This window comes from Alteromonas sp. 1_MG-2023 (assembly GCF_030547075.1).
Lineage (GTDB): Bacteria > Pseudomonadota > Gammaproteobacteria > Enterobacterales > Alteromonadaceae > Alteromonas.
The window spans coordinates 1-17,692 of record NZ_JAUOQH010000013.1 but is presented as its reverse complement, the minus strand read 5'-3'; the positions used below and the strand labels follow the sequence as shown (position 1 = coordinate 17,692).

The window sequence follows — 17,692 nt, the reverse complement described above, 5'->3', positions numbered from 1 at the left end:
AATGCATAGCGTTATCTTCAAAAGTAGTCTGTTTATACTCCAAAACACATCCTTAATCACTTTCAGTAATAAAAAAGTCTCATTTATTCTTTTCTCTTCTTCTAGAAAGCCGTTAGCCTTATGCCCATCGAATTAAGGCTAAAGAATTATGTCACAACAATCGAACAATCCATCGGCTACTGGTGCCGTATTAAATGAACAACAGTTCAATGCAATTACCCAAGCAATTTCTGGGTTAAACCGTGATCAACTGACTTGGATCAGTGGCTATGCTGCAGGTATGGCCGCTGCACAAGGTGGTGCTGTTGCGCCAACTGCTGCCAGTGCAGTAGCGCCTGCGCAGACTGATGCCCCTACGCTTACTATTTTATTCGGTTCACAAACCGGTAATGCGAAAGGCGTGGCACAGCAATGTCAGTCTAAAGCAGAAGAAGCGGGCTTTAACTCTAAGTTAGTTAGCATGGCAGATTACAAGCCTCGTTCGCTTAAAGCTGAAACCCACGTGGCGCTATTTGTTAGCACCCATGGTGAAGGCGATGCGCCAGATGATGCAATCGAGTTGCATGAATTTGTTAGCGGCAAGAAAGCACCTAAATTAAGCAACACTAAGTACGCGGTATTAGGGTTAGGTGATAGTAGTTATGAATTCTTCTGCCAAACGGGCAAAGACTTCGATGAACGCCTAGGCAAACTTGGTGGAACCGAGTTGGTTGCGCGTGCCGATTGCGATGTTGATTATGAAGCACAAGCTGAAAGCTGGCTGAACGATTTAATTGCATCCCTTAAGGATGACTTTAGTGCAGCAGCGCCTGCTGCCCAAGCGGTTCAAACCGGCTCGGCGGTTCAAGGTGCACCTGAGCAAGCGTATACCAAAAAAGCGCCTTTCACCGCGACCTTGCTTGATGCTCAAAAAATTACCGGCCGAGATTCAGTAAAAGACATTCGTCATATTGAAATTAGCCTAGAAGATTCTGGTATCACCTATAAAGCAGGTGATGCATTAGGTGTGTGGTTTAAAAATGCACCAAGCCTTGTTGAAGCGTTCATAGACACGCTTTCTCTTGATGGCGATGCAGAAGTGACGGTTGCTGATGCAACGTGCACGTTGCGTGAAGCATTAAGTAGCAAGCTTGAGCTAACGCTGAGCTACCCTAACTTCATTAAAGCCTATCAAGCAGCTACAGGTTCAGAAAGCTTAGCTGCGATGATGGAAGATAAAGCGAAACTACGTACTTATATGGCAGAGCGTCAATTGATTGATATTGTGCGCGACCATCCAGGCAGCTTAACTGCGCAACAACTTGTAGAAGCGTTTCGACCACTCACACCACGCTTGTACTCTATTGCGTCTAGTCAAACCGAAGTTGAAGATGAAGTTCATCTAACGGTCGCTCACGTAGACTATGAAGCCTTTGGTCATCGTCACCAAGGCGGGGCGTCTGGTTTCTTATGTGAGTATTTAGAAGAAAGCGGTGAAGTAGACGTGTTTGTTGAAAACAACGATCACTTCCGTTTACCTGATGATGCTAATACACCAGTCATTATGGTTGGCCCAGGTACTGGTATTGCCCCATTCAGAGCTTTCATGCAAGAGCGTGATGCACAAGATGCTGAAGGCAAAAACTGGTTGTTCTTCGGTAACCCACATTTCACGCAAGACTTCTTGTATCAAGTGGAGTGGCAAGGCTACGTGAAAGACGGCCTACTAGATAAAATTACTTTGGCTTTCTCTCGCGACCAAGAAGAGAAAGTGTATGTGCAGCATCGTTTGCTTGAGCATGGTAAAGAAGTGTACGAATGGCTTCAGCAAGGCGCGCATTTTTATGTGTGTGGCGATGCAATGTACATGGCGAAAGATGTAGAAAACGCACTTATCAGTATTGTGCAACAGTACGGCGAAAAATCAGAAGCCGATGCTAAAGCGTATTTAGTTGAACTACGCAAGGCGAAACGTTATCAGAAGGATGTCTATTAATGAGCAATGAAAAATCACCATTTATCGTTGAGGGCAAACTGGCTGACAACGAGCGCTTAAAGCGTGAAAGTAATAACTTACGCGGCACTATCGAAACCGATTTAAAAGACGATTTAACCGGTGGATTCACGGCGGATAACTTCCAACTTATTCGCTTCCACGGTATGTATCAGCAAGACGACCGCGATATTCGCGCCGAGCGTGCTAAGCAAAAATTAGAGCCGTTACACAATGTAATGCTACGTGCCCGTTTACCAGGTGGGGTCATTACCCCTGACCAATGGTTAGCTATCGACAAGTTTGCCGCCGATCACACGATGTACGGCAGCATTCGTCTTACTACCCGTCAAACCTTTCAGTTTCACGGTGTATTAAAGCCGAAAATTAAGTCGATGCACCAAATGCTTAATAAAGTAGGTATCGACTCTATCGCTACTGCTGGTGATGTAAACCGAAACGTACTTTGTACCTCTAACCCGGTTGAGTCTGCTTTACACGTTGAAGCGTACGCGTGGGCTAAGAAGATAAGCGAGCACTTACTTCCGAAAACCCGTGCCTATGCTGAAATTTGGCTAGATGGCGAAAGAGTGGAAACCACTGAAAAGCCAGTAGAACCAATTTTAGGTGACAATTACTTACCTCGTAAGTTTAAAACCACAGTAGTTATTCCACCGCAAAACGATGTAGATGTTCACGCGAACGATCTTAACTTTGTAGCCATTGCTGAAAACGGCAAACTGATTGGTTTTAACGTACTAGTGGGCGGCGGCCTAGCCATGACTCATGGCGATAAGAGCACGTTCCCACGTAAAGCCAGCGACTTTGGTTTTATTGGTTTGGATGACACATTAGCCGTTGCAGCAGCAGTGGTGACTACCCAGCGCGATTGGGGTAACCGTGTTAACCGCAAAAACGCCAAAACCAAATACACACTAGAACGTGTAGGCGTAGATAACTTTAAGGCCGAAGTAGAGAAACGTGCAGGCGTGACCTTTGGTGAAACCCGTCCTTATGAATTCACGACTCGCGGTGATAGTTTCGGTTGGGTTGAAGGTATAGACGGCAAGTACCACTTAACGTTATTTATCGAAAACGGCCGAATTTTAGATTATCCGGGCAAAACCTTAAAAACAGGGTGTGCTGAGATTGCAAAAATTCATACTGGCGACTTCCGCTTAACCGCGAATCAAAACCTGATTGTTGCGGGTGTACCGGCAGAAGATAAAGAAAAGATTGAAGCCTTGGCTCGTGAGCACGGCCTTATTGCGCCAGAGACTTCAAATCAACGTCTTGATTCTATGGCTTGTGTTGCGTTGCCAACTTGTCCATTAGCAATGGCAGAAGCAGAGCGCTATCTGCCTGATGCGGTGACGGAACTAGAAGGCTTGTTAGCCAAGCATGGCTTAGCGGATGACAGTATCATTTTCCGTGTAACAGGCTGTCCGAATGGGTGTGGTCGTGCGATGTTGGCCGAAGTTGGTTTAGTGGGTAAAGGCCCAGGTAAATATAATTTCCACTTGGGTGGCGATCGTGAAGGAACGCGTATTCCTAAGATGTATCGTGAAAACATCAGTGAAGAAGAAATTATGGCCGAACTTGATTCATTAATTGGCAGGTGGGCGAAAGAGCGTAACGGTAACGAATCGTTCGGTGATTATGTTATTCGCGCTGAAATTGTCGCACCGGTTGTCGATTCAGCTAGAGACTTCTATGAGTAATTCAACGCTACTTACTAGCAGTCCGTTAACACTTGATATCAGCAAGGAAGCCCTTGCCGATATCAATGTTGAACTGGAAGAAATGAGTGCTCAAGCCCGCGTTGCGTGGGCGCTTGAAAACTTACCTGACAGTCACATTGTGTCATCAAGCTTTGGTGCCCAATCTGCGGTTATGCTACACATGCTTACCCAAGCTAAGCCAGATATTCCTGTGGTATTAACGGATACTGGCTATTTGTTTCCTGAAACCTACAAGTTTATTGACGAGCTGAAAGTTGGATTGAATTTAAACTTGCACGTGTTTAACGCAGATATTTCATCTGCGTGGCAAGAAGCTCGCTTTGGTCGATTATGGGAGCAAGGGGTTGAAGGCATTGAACAGTACAACCGAATGAACAAGGTTGAACCTATGCAACGTGCCTTAAAAGAACTTAACGCAGGTACGTGGTTTGCCGGTTTACGCCGTAGCCAATCTGACACCCGTGGTAAGTTACCGGTGCTTCAAAAAGTAGGTAATCAGTTTAAGCTTTATCCTATTATTGATTGGAGCAACAAAGACCTGCACTACTATTTGAAGGAGCATGGTTTGTCGTACCATCCTTTGTGGGATGAAGGCTATGTGTCTATTGGAGATTGGCATACCACGCAGTCGCTTCAAGAAGGCATGAGTGAACAAGATACTCGCTTCTTTGGGTTAAAGCGTGAGTGTGGATTACACGAGTTTGGTGACGGTATTTAATTTCGTCACCTTATTTCGTTTTGATTTAGTTTCAATTTCGCTTCGTTATCTTATTGCGTTGACTGGCTCGTAGAGTCTGTTCAAAAAGGCGAGATTAAGTGACATTAAACACTTCGCTTAATACCCCTTTCAACGCCGAAAGGTAGGCGGGGTTTTGTTTTCTTGGCACAAGTTTGTAAAGCTCACTGCCTACCGCGGTGAACTTAAAATAGACTAAGGCCACCCCAGACTGCTTACTTTCAAGGGTGAACTGTTCAGAGCCACAGCGCCATTTCGTTTGCTGGCCTTCTACAAACTCACCGCTTTCAATTTCACTGACATAAAGTAACTTCATGTCTTGTAGAGAAAGTAAGTCAGGGTAGCTTAGACCAACAGACGCTAAATTGAGTTGTTCGGGTACAGGGCGTTTAAAGAATGAAAGTAATCCTTTCCTTCTATGAAAACCCACTAATATCCTTGGAATAGTATCGTGTTGCCGTCTACTTGCTATACTTACAGCCTTAGCAAAGACTTTAGCGTCTCTGTGAGTGAGTAACTTAAGCATTTGTAAACTGCGAAGAGAAAAACTGCCGGGTTTGCTTACCTCTACGGCAAAAATTTTACCCCAAAGTTCTTGCATGCCGGGGCTGTGGACTTCTTCTGCCATGTTACTAAAGGCAAAAAACCAATCTGGATCAAGACCATCGCTTTCTGATTCGGTGATCGTCACATTTAGTGCTATATTTAAGACAGCTTGTAGGTTAGCGGCTTTTTGTAATTCAATTATCTGCTTTCTTCGTTCTAACGTGTTTCGTTGGCTTTTCGGGTCGTTGGTCATCGAAGGAGAAATACCGACACGAGAGAACCAAGAGAGTATCTTTTGGCGTACAAAGTGTACCGGAGTATCTTGTTGAACGTTTTGGGGCTGCACACTTTTTTGAGTCGCATTTTGGCTTGGATTGTCGTTACGGCTAGCCGGCGATGGTTCGGTTGGGCGCTTGGTCTTAGGAAGTGAACTGGTATAGGGATCTGGGGTTATCTTCATTTTAATATGTAGATTGCCATTAAAAGCATGAACAATAGGATACCACTATTGCATTGCAGTATCGATTTAGCAATTCTGATAAACAGCATACAGGCAAAAAGTATGTATGAATCAGTGATGAGGGTTTAAGCAGTTATGTCGGCAACGGATTACGATAATGATGAACTTATCTTCCTAGATGATGATGGAAGTTCAGATATCGATACTACTTTCTATAAAGAATGGAATATTCTTATCGTCGATGACGATGAGGAAATCCACACCGTTACGCGGCTGGCGCTCTCAGACCTCATAGTTAATGACAGAAAGCTCAATTTCCTGCATGCCTATTCAGCAAAAGAGGCAAAAAACCTTCTACATGATTATGGCAAGACCATCGCCATTATTTTACTTGATGTGGTAATGGAAACCGATGATGCCGGTTTCGATGTGGTGCGTTATATTCGTGAATCTATGGGGCTCAGTGAGCCTCGTATTATCTTAAGAACGGGACAGCCCGGTTATGCGCCTGAAGAAGAGGTTATTAAGCTTTACGACATTAACGACTATAAAACCAAAACTGAGCTTACCCGCGCTAAGTTGATGACCACGGTGATTTCTTCGTTACGTTCATATCAACAAATCATGACAATAAACCAAAACCGAATTGGTTTAGAAAAGATTATAACGTCTTCGGCAAACCTATTTGAAGAGCATTCTATTAAAGGGTTTTGCGAAGGGGTAGTGACACAAATTAGCTCTCTGATAGGTTTAGATGCAGAAGGGCTGGTTTGCGCAAAAGCGGGCTCGGTCATCGATAAAGATGACAATGGTGTCTATGTTCTAGGGGCTGCAGGCGAGTATGCCTCGTTCATCAATGAGTCCATTGAAAAAATTAATGATACAGAAATTGCCGAACAGGTATCACGATGTTTACGCCTAAAACGTCATATTTTTGAATCAGACTCTTCAGTACTTTATATTAATCGGTCGGGCTTTGAAGCTGCGGTTTACGTTAATAAGGTAAATGAAATTAGTGGCTTGGATAAAAGCTTGCTGGAAATATTTCTATCAAGCATTTCTGTTGGCTACGAAAACGTAAACTTATTTCATGAACTTAGAAATGCAGCCTTTAGAGACTGGCTGACTCGTCTTCCAAACCGCAACGAATTTATCAATATGCTGAATAAGCCGCATATTTTTGCCTGCGAAAACTGCTCTGTTGCCCTAATCGATGTTAACCATTTCTCTGATGTAAACGATGGCTTAGGCCAAGAAGCGGGTAATGAGCTTCTTAAAGCTATTAGTGAACGCTTCCAATCCTGTTTCGATGACTCAGTGAAAATTGGAAGAATAGGCGCCGACGTTTTTGGGTTAATTGGCCCATCAGATGTGGTTAATCCTACAAATATAAACTCACTGTTTCAGTCGTCGTTTAAAGTGAGCGATCATACCTTACCCGTTAGCGTAACTATGGGGTTATGCCAACTAGATGACAAACGAAATATTGGCTTAGAAATTCTAAAGCGTATTAATATTGCGTTAAACCGAGCGAAAAAGAATATTAGCGACAACTTCGAGTATTTTGCCAAAGATATCGAAGATAAAACCACTTGGCGACTAGATATGATACGCCGTTTACGTAGCGACTTTATGGCCCGTAAATTGGAGTTATGGTTTCAACCACAAGTCGATTTAGTCAGCAAGAAAGTGGTAGGTATGGAAGGTTTATTACGTTGGCCCGATGGCAACAACGGTTATATTTCGCCTGCTGTGTTTGTGCCTTTAGCAGAGTACTCCGGCCTTATTGTTGATATTGGTGAGTGGGTACTTGAAGAAGCATGTCGCCGATTGAAAGAATTAAGGGATGCTGGTTTCGGTGATTTACGTGTGGCTGTAAACATATCAATGCCGCAATTTAGAGATAGATCTTTTGTATCCAAGGTGCTCGATACTGTTACCGGTTCTAAGTGCGATCCAAGCTTGCTTGAATTGGAAATTACCGAAAGCGTGGTGATGGATGAACCGCAAATAGTGATTGATGCCCTTAGAACGTTAAAAGAGCATGGTGTAGCCATAGCAATAGATGACTTCGGCACTGGATTTTCGTCAATGAGTTACTTACAGCAACTTCCGTTAGACAGGCTTAAAGTAGACCGTTCGTTTATTCGCGATATTGAACCAGGTAAAAGTGCAGTATTAGCCGAAACAATCGTTACGCTAGGGAATAAATTGGGGTTGCTTACCATTGCGGAAGGCATAGAAACCATAGAGCAAGCCAACTATATGATTGAATTAGGCTGCAACGAAGCACAAGGTTTCTTCTACGCTAAACCCATGCCATTTAATGAATTGATGGTTTATCTAGAATCGCAGAAAGATGCGAACTAACCGCTCATTTAAGTAGTGGGGTAATTTGTTCAACAACACTTGGTAAGTACTCGGTTTCAAACCAAGGGTGCTGCGCAAGCCAACGGTTATTTCTACCTGAAGGGTGGGGCAGTACAGCAAACCTTTCATCACGATTGTTCTTTATAGCCTCTGTCAGCGTGCGATACTCAGGTAAGTAGTACTGCTGTGCGTATCTGCCTACCAGCAAAATCAATTCAGGTTGAATGACGCTTAACATTCTATTGTGCCATGTAGGTGCACATTCTTTTCGAGGCGGAGCATCAGCTCCGTTTTTATACCCTGGGAAGCAAAACCCCATAGGCATAATAGCTAATTTGTTTTGGTTATAAAAAGTTTCAGTATCAATTTGCAACCACAGCCTGAGTCTGTCGCCACTTTTATCGCTAAACGCTTTGGTATTTTGATGTGCGATTAAGCCAGGAGCTTGACCTACTAGTACTACCTTTGCTTTTGGGCCAATTGAAAAAACTGGATTGGCTCCATAAGGAAGATGCCCCACACACAAAGTACATTGTCTCGCCTGTTTAACTACATCCTCGAAATTATTTGTCGAATTATTCATATTATTTCAGCTTGTAATATTGCTGTCATATTTCCGTGATCTGATTTGACATTAAAACGTATATACATTATTATTGGATCATCGCAGTTACCAACTGCAAAACAGGAGAAAAACCATGCGTAAAGTAGTACTAGGATTAACCTTAATGTCCGTCTTTGGTATTGCGCATGCGGGCTCTGGCGAAAACCAGCTTTTCGATTGTATGGACGCAAAATCGTTCGAATTGAATAATGAATGTATAGCTGACAATATCAACAACAACATTCATTTCCGTGATGCACAAACAGATTTAGTTAATGTTGCCAGCGAAAGTCTTGGAGACTACGCGATTGCAACAATGACATTCGACCAAGAAAAAATGCAGATCGATGTCGTGGCACACAGAGATGCGCTTTCTGCGCTAAACACTCTAGCTGCTAACTAAGATTAGTCGCTCTAAAAAACCGGCACTTGATGCCGGTTTTTTGTCTTTAAATTCCCCTAAAATATTCTATTCAACCCATTAATCGCGGCTACGCGATAAGCTTCAGCCATTGTTGGGTAATTAAACGTTGTATTCACAAAGTAGTCGATAGTATTTCCTTCGCCTTTTTGCTGCATAATAGCTTGCCCAATGTGAACAATCTCAGATGCACGCTCTCCAAAGCAATGAATACCTAAGACTTTCTTAGTTTCTCTGTGGAATAGAATCTTTAAGCTACCCACCTGTGTTGATGCAATCTGCGCACGAGCTAAATGTTTAAACTGTGCTCGGCCCACTTCATAAGGGACTTTGGCTGCGGTAAGCTCTTGCTCGGTTTTACCCACAGAGCTAATCTCTGGAATGGTATAAATACCGGTAGGAATATCAGCCACCAATGCGGTATGTGTGGTGGACCCTAACATGGCTTCAGCGGCAAATCGGCCCTGATTGTACGCAGCAGATGCTAAGCTTGGGTAGCCAATAACATCACCCACAGCGAAGATATTATCTACTTGCGTTTGGTATTTCTCATTGACGCTAAGTTGCCCGCGATTATCCGCTTTTATGCCAACCGCATCTAAGCCCAGCATATCCGTATTACCAGTTCGACCATTTGCGAATAATAGGCAGTCAGCTTTCATCCGCTTGCCCGATTCCAAATTCAATATTACGCTGCCGTCTTTTCCTTCAACTGATTTATAGGTTTCGTTATGCCTGATTAGCACGCCGTTGTTCCACAAGTGATAACTTAATGCATCTGATATCTCTGCATCTAGGAAAGACAGAAGTCTGTCCCGCATATTCACTAAGTCTACTTTTACGCCCATCCCTCTAAAGATACTGGCATATTCCGACCCGATAACCCCAGCGCCGTAAATAATGATAGATTTTGGATCATGATCAAGAGATAAAATAGTGTCGGAGTTGTAAATACGAGGGTGATCAAAGTCGATATCAGGTGGCGTGTAAGGGCGAGATCCCGTAGCAATGGCGATTTGTGCTGCGGTTAAAATGTCTTTAGAGCCATCTTCACGAACAATTTGTAATGTATTGGCATCAATAAAGCTCGCCTCTCCGTGATACAGAGTAACTCTATTTCTATCATAAAACGAAGAACGTAGGCGGGTTTGGCTGTTCACAACACCACTTGCGTGTCGCATTATTTCTGCAAACGTGAGGCTTCTACTGACATGATTGTCAGCAAAAAGTGGCGAACTATTATATTCAATTAAGCGACTGACTGAGTGTCTCAGCGCCTTTGAGGGAATAGTTCCCCAATGCGTACAACCACCCCCAACAGCTTCATACCTTTCAACTACGGCGACATTCTTGCCTGCTTTAGCCAATTGCATGGCAACCCCTTCACCCCCTGGTCCAGTACCAATAACAATTGCATCGTATTGGAATGAAGGGGTTACTGATTTTTCTTTTTGCTTAGTCGCCATAACTGCATCCTATTTATGAGTGCCGAGCTTGTCGTAAAATTACTACTACTAATAATCTACGTTACTGGGTTTATCACTCTAACTCTAGTGCTAATCGCCAAATAAACAAAACCCACATGAGCAAAGCGCATGTGGGTTTTTATGTAGAATGGGATGGAGCCAGTAAATCTATGCTGTTTGAAGCGGTAGACTCTGCAGCTGGAGCCACTTTTCTTTTTGTTCAGCTAACGCATGCTTAAGTTCTTTATACTTGTCCGTAAGCTCTAAGCCTTCAAGGGTGCGTCGAAGTGATTTTTGTTTTATTTTCATCAAACGCTTCTTCGCTGCATAGTAATCAGACATGCGTTGCATCAGTAGTTCGTACTCTTGCTCAATGGTATGCATAAGCTCTTCTGCATTTGGCAACACTGATACTTGCTCACTGGTTCGTTGCAATTGCATTGCCGCTCTCGCTTTTTCAATACGCTCTTCAGGCACACGACGTAGGTTATGCGTTAGACCTACGTAAGAAAGTCCGCGGATTAACCATTTTGTTGGATCAAACTGATACCAACGAATACCGTTGCGGTAGTCATATTCAAAAATATGATGGTAATTGTGATAACCCTCGCCAAAGGTGAAAAACGCAAGTACGCCGTTATCTCTGGCCGTGTTTGAATCAGTGTACGGCTGGTTTCCCCAGAAATGTGCTAAGGAATTAATAAAGAAAGTGACGTGATGAACAAGAACCAAGCGCAATACGCCAGCCACTAAAATCATGCCTAGAATGTCGCCATTCAACCAACCTAAAAAGCAAGTAACGCCAAAGTTAGCAGCAAGAACGATAGGCAGGTAGTAGTTGTGTTGCCACATAACAACTTTATCTTTCTGCAAGTCTTTACAGTTTCTATAGTCGTCATATCGCTTCTCTTGATACTCGCGGAGCATCCAACCAATATGTGCAAACCATAACCCGCGCTTTGCTGAATAAGGGTCTTTATCGTTGTCATCTACATGACGGTGGTGAATTCTGTGATCTGAACTCCAGTGCAAAATACTATTTTGCAGTGCCATTGCGCCGCCGATAGCAAGTATTACGCGCACGACAATATTCGCATCATAGGTTTTATGTGACCACAGACGATGGTAACCGGCAGTAATTGACATACCAGTGAAATAAAATAAGAAAATCGCAGTGCCTATTTCCGCCCAATCAATTCCATGATTGATAACCCATACAGGTACGCCAATAAAGGCGATGGCGCCGGTAATTATGAACACTAAGACATTCGTCAGGATAAGAGGTGGTTTATTCATTTTCTACAACTCAGCTTACAACTGTGCGCTAATTTATCGTTTTATTGCTCATCAGGCAAGCAGAATGGACAGAAGTTCTGCTTACGTGTGTAAACTTTAATTATAGTAAGCTTCTAAAAATTGCCTACTACACTTTATACATGAATGGGTTTATAGCTGTTTACAAAGGGAATTATTCTATTGCTTTAAGCTGATAGTGCTTCATGCTGTGGGGGTTCGTTGTTAAATATTTGGGACGTTTTTTTCGATAAGATACTGCCGAATGGTATCTTCCATAACAAATAACCTATCTTGGCCCCATACCTGAATATCTTTATATCTGAAAACAGGCACACCCCAACTGCCTTTTTGGTATATATCCGTTTGGTTTGCACTGACCTCTTCTTTGTAGTCAGTATTGGTTAGATGTAACTTCGCTTCCTGCCAAGACAAACCTGCGCCTTCTACTATTTTCCTCATTCCACTATCAGTATCTGCTCTAACACCATGAGCATTTACCGACTTCGCAAACGACAGTAAATAGTCTATGTATTTATTGTTTTCCCGTGCATAAGCTAATAGTGCATAGCATCGCTCTACACCTTCACCTAACGGATCGGCAAGAAACCCATATTCAATTCCCTGTTTTTGCGCTTCGCGTTTTGTATCTAGAAATATATACATAGCTTTTGTGGGCGGCACGTATAACCCACGCATCATCATCGGCAGTACCGGTTTTACTTCAAGGGGAATGCCGTAGTGCATGGTTAGTTTTACTGCCTGTAGCAACGCAATATAAGAATAGGGGCTACGGGCAGACCAAAAAAGCGTTAAGGGTTCGGCGTGCTTTTCCTTCACGTTAGCATCGTTGAGAGGTTGAAATAGCGAAGCGTAGGTTTTATTAAATTCAATTTTCGTGTTGGATTGAATTGCATAGCCTTCTTCGATAAGTCGACGTTCTAGGTGATCAAGCCTATCTACTCCCCAATACCATTCGCCATCATAATAAATCGTGGCGGGCAGATAGTGACCTTTCGAAGAAAGTTGATGGAGGTGTGCTTCAAAGCGTTTTTCTAATGCCGCCTCATCAATGCTAGACGAGGCATCAATATGAACACCTTTCCAATAGGCTAGTAGCAATTCAGCGATGTCCGCCCATGAAGCGCCTTCATCTATTTTTTGCTGAACGGCACAGGACGCAGTAAAAACTGAGCGAGCTTGGTGAGTAACCCTAGTAGCCGAACACGGAAAATGAAGGCGGTAGACGTTTGCTAAATGCAACGCATCGTTAACTGAGTGTTGGTTCCACATAGCTAATTCGGGAAACATGACTGGATCTGAATTGATAATGACGCGAGCTTTGATATTTACTTGGTACTTTTTTTCTAAAATCGGCAGTGTTTGAATAAGTAGAAGTGAGTAAGGATCATCTACTTTAATGAAAATCTCTAATTTAGGTACACCACGAGTAAAAATTCGTGCACAAATATAATAGGCGCGTTTAATACTTCGTAGCATATTACTCGAAATTAACCGTAGCACGTAAGGCTGAATACTTTTTTTCATTATTAGGTCAGCTATTTTTGTTCATGTAGGCCGTTAACCCCATAGCCCTGCATTCCCAAAGTAAATAGTTAGATAAGACAATTCTGGTTAGGCACTTTGTCAAAGTTTCAGTAATACCTATCATGTCCACATTGGGATAACGGCTATCTGGTTAATAATTTGTTAAAATAAGGCTGTACAGTAACAACAGTTACTAAAAAACGCTACGGAGATAGTATTGAGTAAGCACTATTAGTGTTTCACCCTAGGGCAGAATGAATTTAAGCTTCTCCCTATAGGTACTCATGCGATAGACTAGTGAAGACTAACAAACTGGTATTATTGTGACTCGTCAGGAACAAAAGCTTAAAACCCGCCAAAATATCATTCATGCGGCATTCCTACTACTGGATGAAAACCGCAGTTTGTCTGCTATTAGCTTACGTGAAGTAGCACGAGAAGCTGGCATTGCGCCAACGTCTTTCTACCGACACTTTAAAGACATGGATGAATTAGGGTTAACGCTGGTGGATGAAGCTGGGTTAGCCCTTCGTCAATTAATGCGCCAGGCTCGCCGTCGAATCGCTTCAGGTGGCGGGGTGATCCACACGTCAGTTGAAACCTTTATGGAGTTTATTTCTGCAAACAAAAATGTATTTAGATTATTGTTGCGGGAACATACAGGCACATCAGCTGCATACCGAATGGCGGTTTTTCGAGAAATTCAACATTTTATTGAAGAGCTAACCGATTACATCATCGAGCAACAAAGCGTAGAGTATAATGTTGCGCAGCTCCAAGCGGATGCTATGGTTCGGTTGGTATTTAGTGCAGGGGCAGAAGCACTAGAAGCTGATACTAAACTGAAGGTCGAAATTGGCGAAAGGGTTAAAGCCCAATTACGTTTCGTGCAATTGGGCGCAATGTCGAAGCTTTCATCAGAGACATCTTCCGACGCATCTTAAGCTTTAAAACCTAAGTGTGCTGCGCATTCATTCACAATGTGCCACATTTACAATATGCGATATTCATAATATACAGAGCATTACTTTTTGGTGAGTAACACACCTGCTTCTATATGGTGGGTGAACGGGAATTGATCGAACAGCGCCGCATTTGCTACTTCGTGAGTTTCACAAAGCAGGCTTAAGTTTTCAGCTAAGGTTTCAGGGTTACAAGAAATATAGATAATATTATCGTACCCTTGAATCATCTTTAATGAATCTACGTCTAGCCCTGCTCGAGGTGGGTCGACCAATACAGTAGTAAAATTGTATTCAGTTAAGTTGATACCTTCTAAACGAGAGAAGGTTCTTTCCCCGTTCATTGCTTCAGTAAACTCTTCAGCCGAAAGTCTCACAATTTTCACGTTATCTAAGTGGTTTGCCGCAATATTGTATTGCGCTGCTTGTACAGAGGGCTTTGCTATTTCGGTTCCTATCACGTTGTCAAAATGAACTGCCAATGGCATTGAGAAGTTCCCTGCACCGCAATACATTTCGAGTAAATCGCCAGTTAGGGGAGCAGAGCATTCAAGTGACCACTCAATCATGCTGCAATTCACTTCTGCATTAGGTTGAGTAAAGCTATTTTCGATATGTTTGAATTCAAATTCACGGCCATTAATAGGTAGCCGTTCTATAATAAAATCGTTACCCACAATGCGTTTTTGCTTTCTAGCCCGCCCAATAATACTCACCGCGGTAAATTGCGTAGCTAAAAAGGTGCGAAGCAATTCAGCTTGCGCTTCCCATTCATCATCTAGTGGCTTGTGATAAAGAAGGCTAATAACCAGTTCGCCGGATAGCCCAGTTAAATAATCAATTTGGAAAAGCTTTTTGCGCAGCAGTTCATTTGGCTTTAAATATTCTATTAACTGCTGCATAGCATTGTTAATGGTTTCACTTGCTGGTGGAAATGTATCTACGCGGTATTTCTCTTTAGAACCCTGATCGAACATGATGTGATAAAGATCGTCACCGTCATGCCATACGCGAAATTCAGCTCGCATGCGGTAGTTTTCAGGTTTAGACGGAAACACCGACAGGGTAGGGGCGTTAAACGGCGCAAGGAGAGTACCTAACCGATCCACTTTCTCATCGAGTTGAGCTTGATAGTCTTTTGCAGTGGTGGTTGTCATGTGATTCTCCGAACATCATTTAAATAAGGCTGCGAATTGTAGTGCCTTATATTATATGTGCAACGGATAAAACTCACAGAAGCAAAAATTTCGTATTAAAATTAAACAATACGTGATTGATGCCGATAACTTGATTGAGGATAGTGAGGATCAAATTATGAACGTGAGTCAAATTAAGGCTTTCATGGGCGACCAGAAAGTGGATGAAAAGGCATCGGTTCACCCGAATGAAGCTATAAAGAAGCAGCTTCAACAGGAAGGCTTACAACAAGCAGCCGAGTTTACCAAGCAGCATTCAGCGACGGTCACCGTGAATAGCACGCAAACCAGTATTGGCTTAAAGGTCTTCAGTGGTAGCTTAAGTCAAAATGTGGTTGTTGATGGCAAGCGCCCGAATGAAAGCAAACAGTCAGATGACGGCGAAGAAAATAAAAGCTTATTCGATTTCGAGAAAGTCGCTCGTAATGTACTTGGGTTCGTTACCGGCGTCATTCAAGGTGCGGCTGATGGTGGTGCCGATGACGACACCCTTAAAGGTTTGTTTGGACAAGCGCGTGAAGGAGTAAGTCGTGGCTTCGCTATGGCTGAAAAAGATCTCGAAGGCTTTATGAATGATGATATTGAAGAAGGTGTTACCCGTAGTCGTGAAATGATAGACGGCGGCATCAACGATTTAGAACAAAATATCTTCAATTCTAATCCGGTGAGTGTGAGCGAGCTTAACGCGGTATCTGCATCTGATACTAAATCAGGTAGTTTGCTTATTCGAACCAAAGATGGGGATGAAGTAAGCCTTAGTTTTGAAAGTATCAGACAATTCAGTGCTGCTAGTCAGGCATCACTTTATATACCTACAAATGATGAAAGCGATGAATCGAGCTTAGATACTGGCTCGGATACTAACTCAGTTGTGGCACAACAAACATCTCAGTACGAATTCTTTGAACGAAGCGGCATTAGCTTTTCGGTTAAAGGCGAAATAGACGAAGATGAAATGACAGCTATTGCGGACCTTGTGGGTGAAGCACAAGATTTAGCTGATACCTTCTATAGCGGTGATATGGATAAGGCCTTCGAACAAGCGTTGAATTTAGGTTTCGATGATAAAGAGTTAGTTGGGTATGCATTGCAGTTAAACCGCACTACACAAACCGAAATGGTAAAGGCTTATGAGAACGTTAAGCACTATAGTGAAGAAGGTGAAGCAGAAAACCAATACGGTAATGTTGTAAGCCCAATAGCACAGTATCTAGAGAAGATGATGTCTACATTCGAAAGTGCTGAGAATACCTTAGGCTCTGGCGATGATTATAATACATTGCTTGCAGGTATTATTAGTGAGATGAAAGATGTACAAGTACCCGATTTAATATCAGCGATAAATCGCTTCCATACGTTTAATCAAAACTTATTAAACGCGATGCCACAGCAAGCGGCTTCAGAATAAAGTAAAAAAAACCTGGGTCAAACCCAGGTTTTTTAACTTATGCTTGTTCTACTTTGTCTTTAGCTGGCCTAACTTTTAATGTTCGCTCTTGGAACACTGAGTCGTTAGTCTTCGCTATTACTGGGTCAAGGTCGCTAGTTATCACTTCAATAAAGCCATAACCTTTTCGCTTGCCAGTTTTTCTATCCTTCATGAGTCGGACAGATTGCACTTCGACAAAACTACCAAAATACTCTTTAACCGCAGATTCGTTTGCACGATACGGTAGATTACCCACATAGAGTGTTTCAGTGGTTGTGCTGCTGGTGGAGGGCGCAGCTGTTTCAGAGGGTGAATTGTTAAGGAGTGAAGCTAGCCACGGCGTTAATATACCGCTTATTAATAAAGACGCTGATACCGTTAACGGAACGTGCGCTTCTATACTAGCTGATGAAAACAACAGATATCCTGCGATTGCAAAGATAGCACTAATAACAGTGCATTGAATAAAGCCTACTTTCATATACCTACCTTTCTAGTGTTTATTATCATAATGAAGGCTGGTCATAGTTTACTCATTTGTAACAATTAGAACAATAAAATGTGAAAGAACTATCCTAAAGACCAATGGAATACACCCAAATGATGTAAAAATGAGCGTTTGAAGCTGGAAATGGTATTAAATACAAATAAGTGTCAAATAACGGTTGATCTTTTACGCCACCTATCTATAATGCGCTCCACGTTTTGAGGGGGCTTCAGGCACTCACAAGACATAGCGCTTAACCCTGCTTTATGACTGATTAAAAAGTTTAAAAACAAGGTTGACATCGGAACTTAACGATGTAGAATGCGCGCCTCGCTTCAAGGAGTTGGCAACAGCACCGGAAAAGCAGTTTTCATTAGCTCTTCGGAGTTAACAACGGTTCGAAAAGAAATTTACGAAAAACGTTGACACTGAAAACGAACGGCGTATTATACGCCTCCCG

General features: G+C 42.7%; 14 protein-coding genes. 7 read left to right on the top strand and 7 right to left on the bottom strand.

From position 1 onward, the window contains the following. Positions 1-148 precede the first annotated feature (148 nt). From Q4561_RS14025 to Q4561_RS14015, 3 genes are read left to right on the top strand one after another with little or no spacing between them, the layout of a single operon-like run. Positions 149-1,975: an assimilatory sulfite reductase (NADPH) flavoprotein subunit gene (locus Q4561_RS14025; RefSeq protein WP_303461335.1), complete on the top strand. Its 1,827-nt coding sequence runs from the start codon at positions 149-151 to the stop codon at positions 1,973-1,975. Next, positions 1,975-3,693, top strand: a complete 1,719-nt coding sequence (gene cysI, locus Q4561_RS14020; protein ID WP_303461333.1) for an assimilatory sulfite reductase (NADPH) hemoprotein subunit — start codon at positions 1,975-1,977, stop codon at positions 3,691-3,693. Before Q4561_RS14025 ends, cysI begins: the two co-directional genes overlap by 1 nt. Continuing rightward, complete coding sequence (locus tag Q4561_RS14015; RefSeq protein WP_303461331.1) at positions 3,686-4,432, top strand: phosphoadenylyl-sulfate reductase; 747 nt, start codon at positions 3,686-3,688, stop codon at positions 4,430-4,432. Before cysI ends, Q4561_RS14015 begins: the two co-directional genes overlap by 8 nt. A gap of 94 nt (positions 4,433-4,526) precedes the next feature. On the opposite strand, the gene Q4561_RS14010 is transcribed toward Q4561_RS14015, so the two are convergent. After that, a complete protein-coding gene (locus Q4561_RS14010) occupies positions 4,527-5,456 on the bottom strand; it encodes a TIGR03899 family protein (RefSeq protein WP_303461329.1) in 930 nt (309 codons plus the stop codon). 135 nt (positions 5,457-5,591) lie between these two features. Here Q4561_RS14010 and Q4561_RS14005 point away from each other — a divergent pair, with 135 nt between their 5' ends. After that, on the top strand, positions 5,592-7,826 hold the full coding sequence (locus Q4561_RS14005; RefSeq protein WP_303461328.1) for an EAL domain-containing protein: 2,235 nt from the start codon (positions 5,592-5,594) through the stop codon (positions 7,824-7,826). Between the two features lie 4 nt (positions 7,827-7,830). On the opposite strand, the gene Q4561_RS14000 is transcribed toward Q4561_RS14005, so the two are convergent. Continuing rightward, positions 7,831-8,409 carry a uracil-DNA glycosylase family protein gene (locus Q4561_RS14000; RefSeq protein ID WP_303461326.1) on the bottom strand — a complete coding sequence of 193 codons (579 nt, stop codon included), beginning with the start codon at positions 8,407-8,409 and terminating at the stop codon, positions 7,831-7,833. A 115-nt stretch (positions 8,410-8,524) separates the two neighbouring features. Between Q4561_RS14000 and Q4561_RS13995 the strand changes: the two genes are divergently transcribed. Next, positions 8,525-8,833 (top strand): pyridine nucleotide transhydrogenase, encoded by a 309-nt coding sequence (locus Q4561_RS13995; RefSeq protein WP_303461324.1) that lies wholly within the window; start codon positions 8,525-8,527, stop codon positions 8,831-8,833. 56 nt (positions 8,834-8,889) lie between these two features. On the opposite strand, the gene sthA is transcribed toward Q4561_RS13995, so the two are convergent. From sthA to Q4561_RS13980, 3 genes are all read right to left on the bottom strand, one after another. Then, on the bottom strand, positions 8,890-10,317 hold the full coding sequence (gene sthA, locus Q4561_RS13990; protein ID WP_303461323.1) for a Si-specific NAD(P)(+) transhydrogenase: 1,428 nt from the start codon (positions 10,315-10,317) through the stop codon (positions 8,890-8,892). Between the two features lie 168 nt (positions 10,318-10,485). Further along, positions 10,486-11,613, bottom strand: a complete 1,128-nt coding sequence (locus Q4561_RS13985; RefSeq protein WP_303461321.1) for a fatty acid desaturase — start codon at positions 11,611-11,613, stop codon at positions 10,486-10,488. Positions 11,614-11,835: 222 nt separating this feature from the next. Continuing rightward, positions 11,836-13,158: a DsbA family protein gene (locus tag Q4561_RS13980; RefSeq protein WP_303461319.1), complete on the bottom strand. Its 1,323-nt coding sequence runs from the start codon at positions 13,156-13,158 to the stop codon at positions 11,836-11,838. Positions 13,159-13,481: 323 nt separating this feature from the next. On the opposite strand from Q4561_RS13980, the gene fabR reads away from it, so the two are divergent. After that, positions 13,482-14,102 (top strand): HTH-type transcriptional repressor FabR, encoded by a 621-nt coding sequence (gene fabR, locus Q4561_RS13975; RefSeq protein ID WP_303461316.1) that lies wholly within the window; start codon positions 13,482-13,484, stop codon positions 14,100-14,102. An 80-nt stretch (positions 14,103-14,182) separates the two neighbouring features. Here the strand turns inward: fabR and trmA are convergent, their stop codons facing one another. Next, positions 14,183-15,277, bottom strand: a complete 1,095-nt coding sequence (gene trmA, locus Q4561_RS13970; protein WP_303461315.1) for a tRNA (uridine(54)-C5)-methyltransferase TrmA — start codon at positions 15,275-15,277, stop codon at positions 14,183-14,185. 157 nt (positions 15,278-15,434) lie between these two features. Here trmA and Q4561_RS13965 point away from each other — a divergent pair, with 157 nt between their 5' ends. After that, positions 15,435-16,724 (top strand): DUF5610 domain-containing protein, encoded by a 1,290-nt coding sequence (locus Q4561_RS13965; protein WP_303461313.1) that lies wholly within the window; start codon positions 15,435-15,437, stop codon positions 16,722-16,724. A gap of 37 nt (positions 16,725-16,761) precedes the next feature. Here the strand turns inward: Q4561_RS13965 and Q4561_RS13960 are convergent, their stop codons facing one another. Beyond that, the gene (locus Q4561_RS13960; protein ID WP_057789431.1) at positions 16,762-17,226 is read right to left on the bottom strand and encodes an RNA-binding protein; all 465 of its coding nucleotides are present in this window, start codon (positions 17,224-17,226) and stop codon (positions 16,762-16,764) included. Positions 17,227-17,692: the final 466 nt, after the last annotated feature.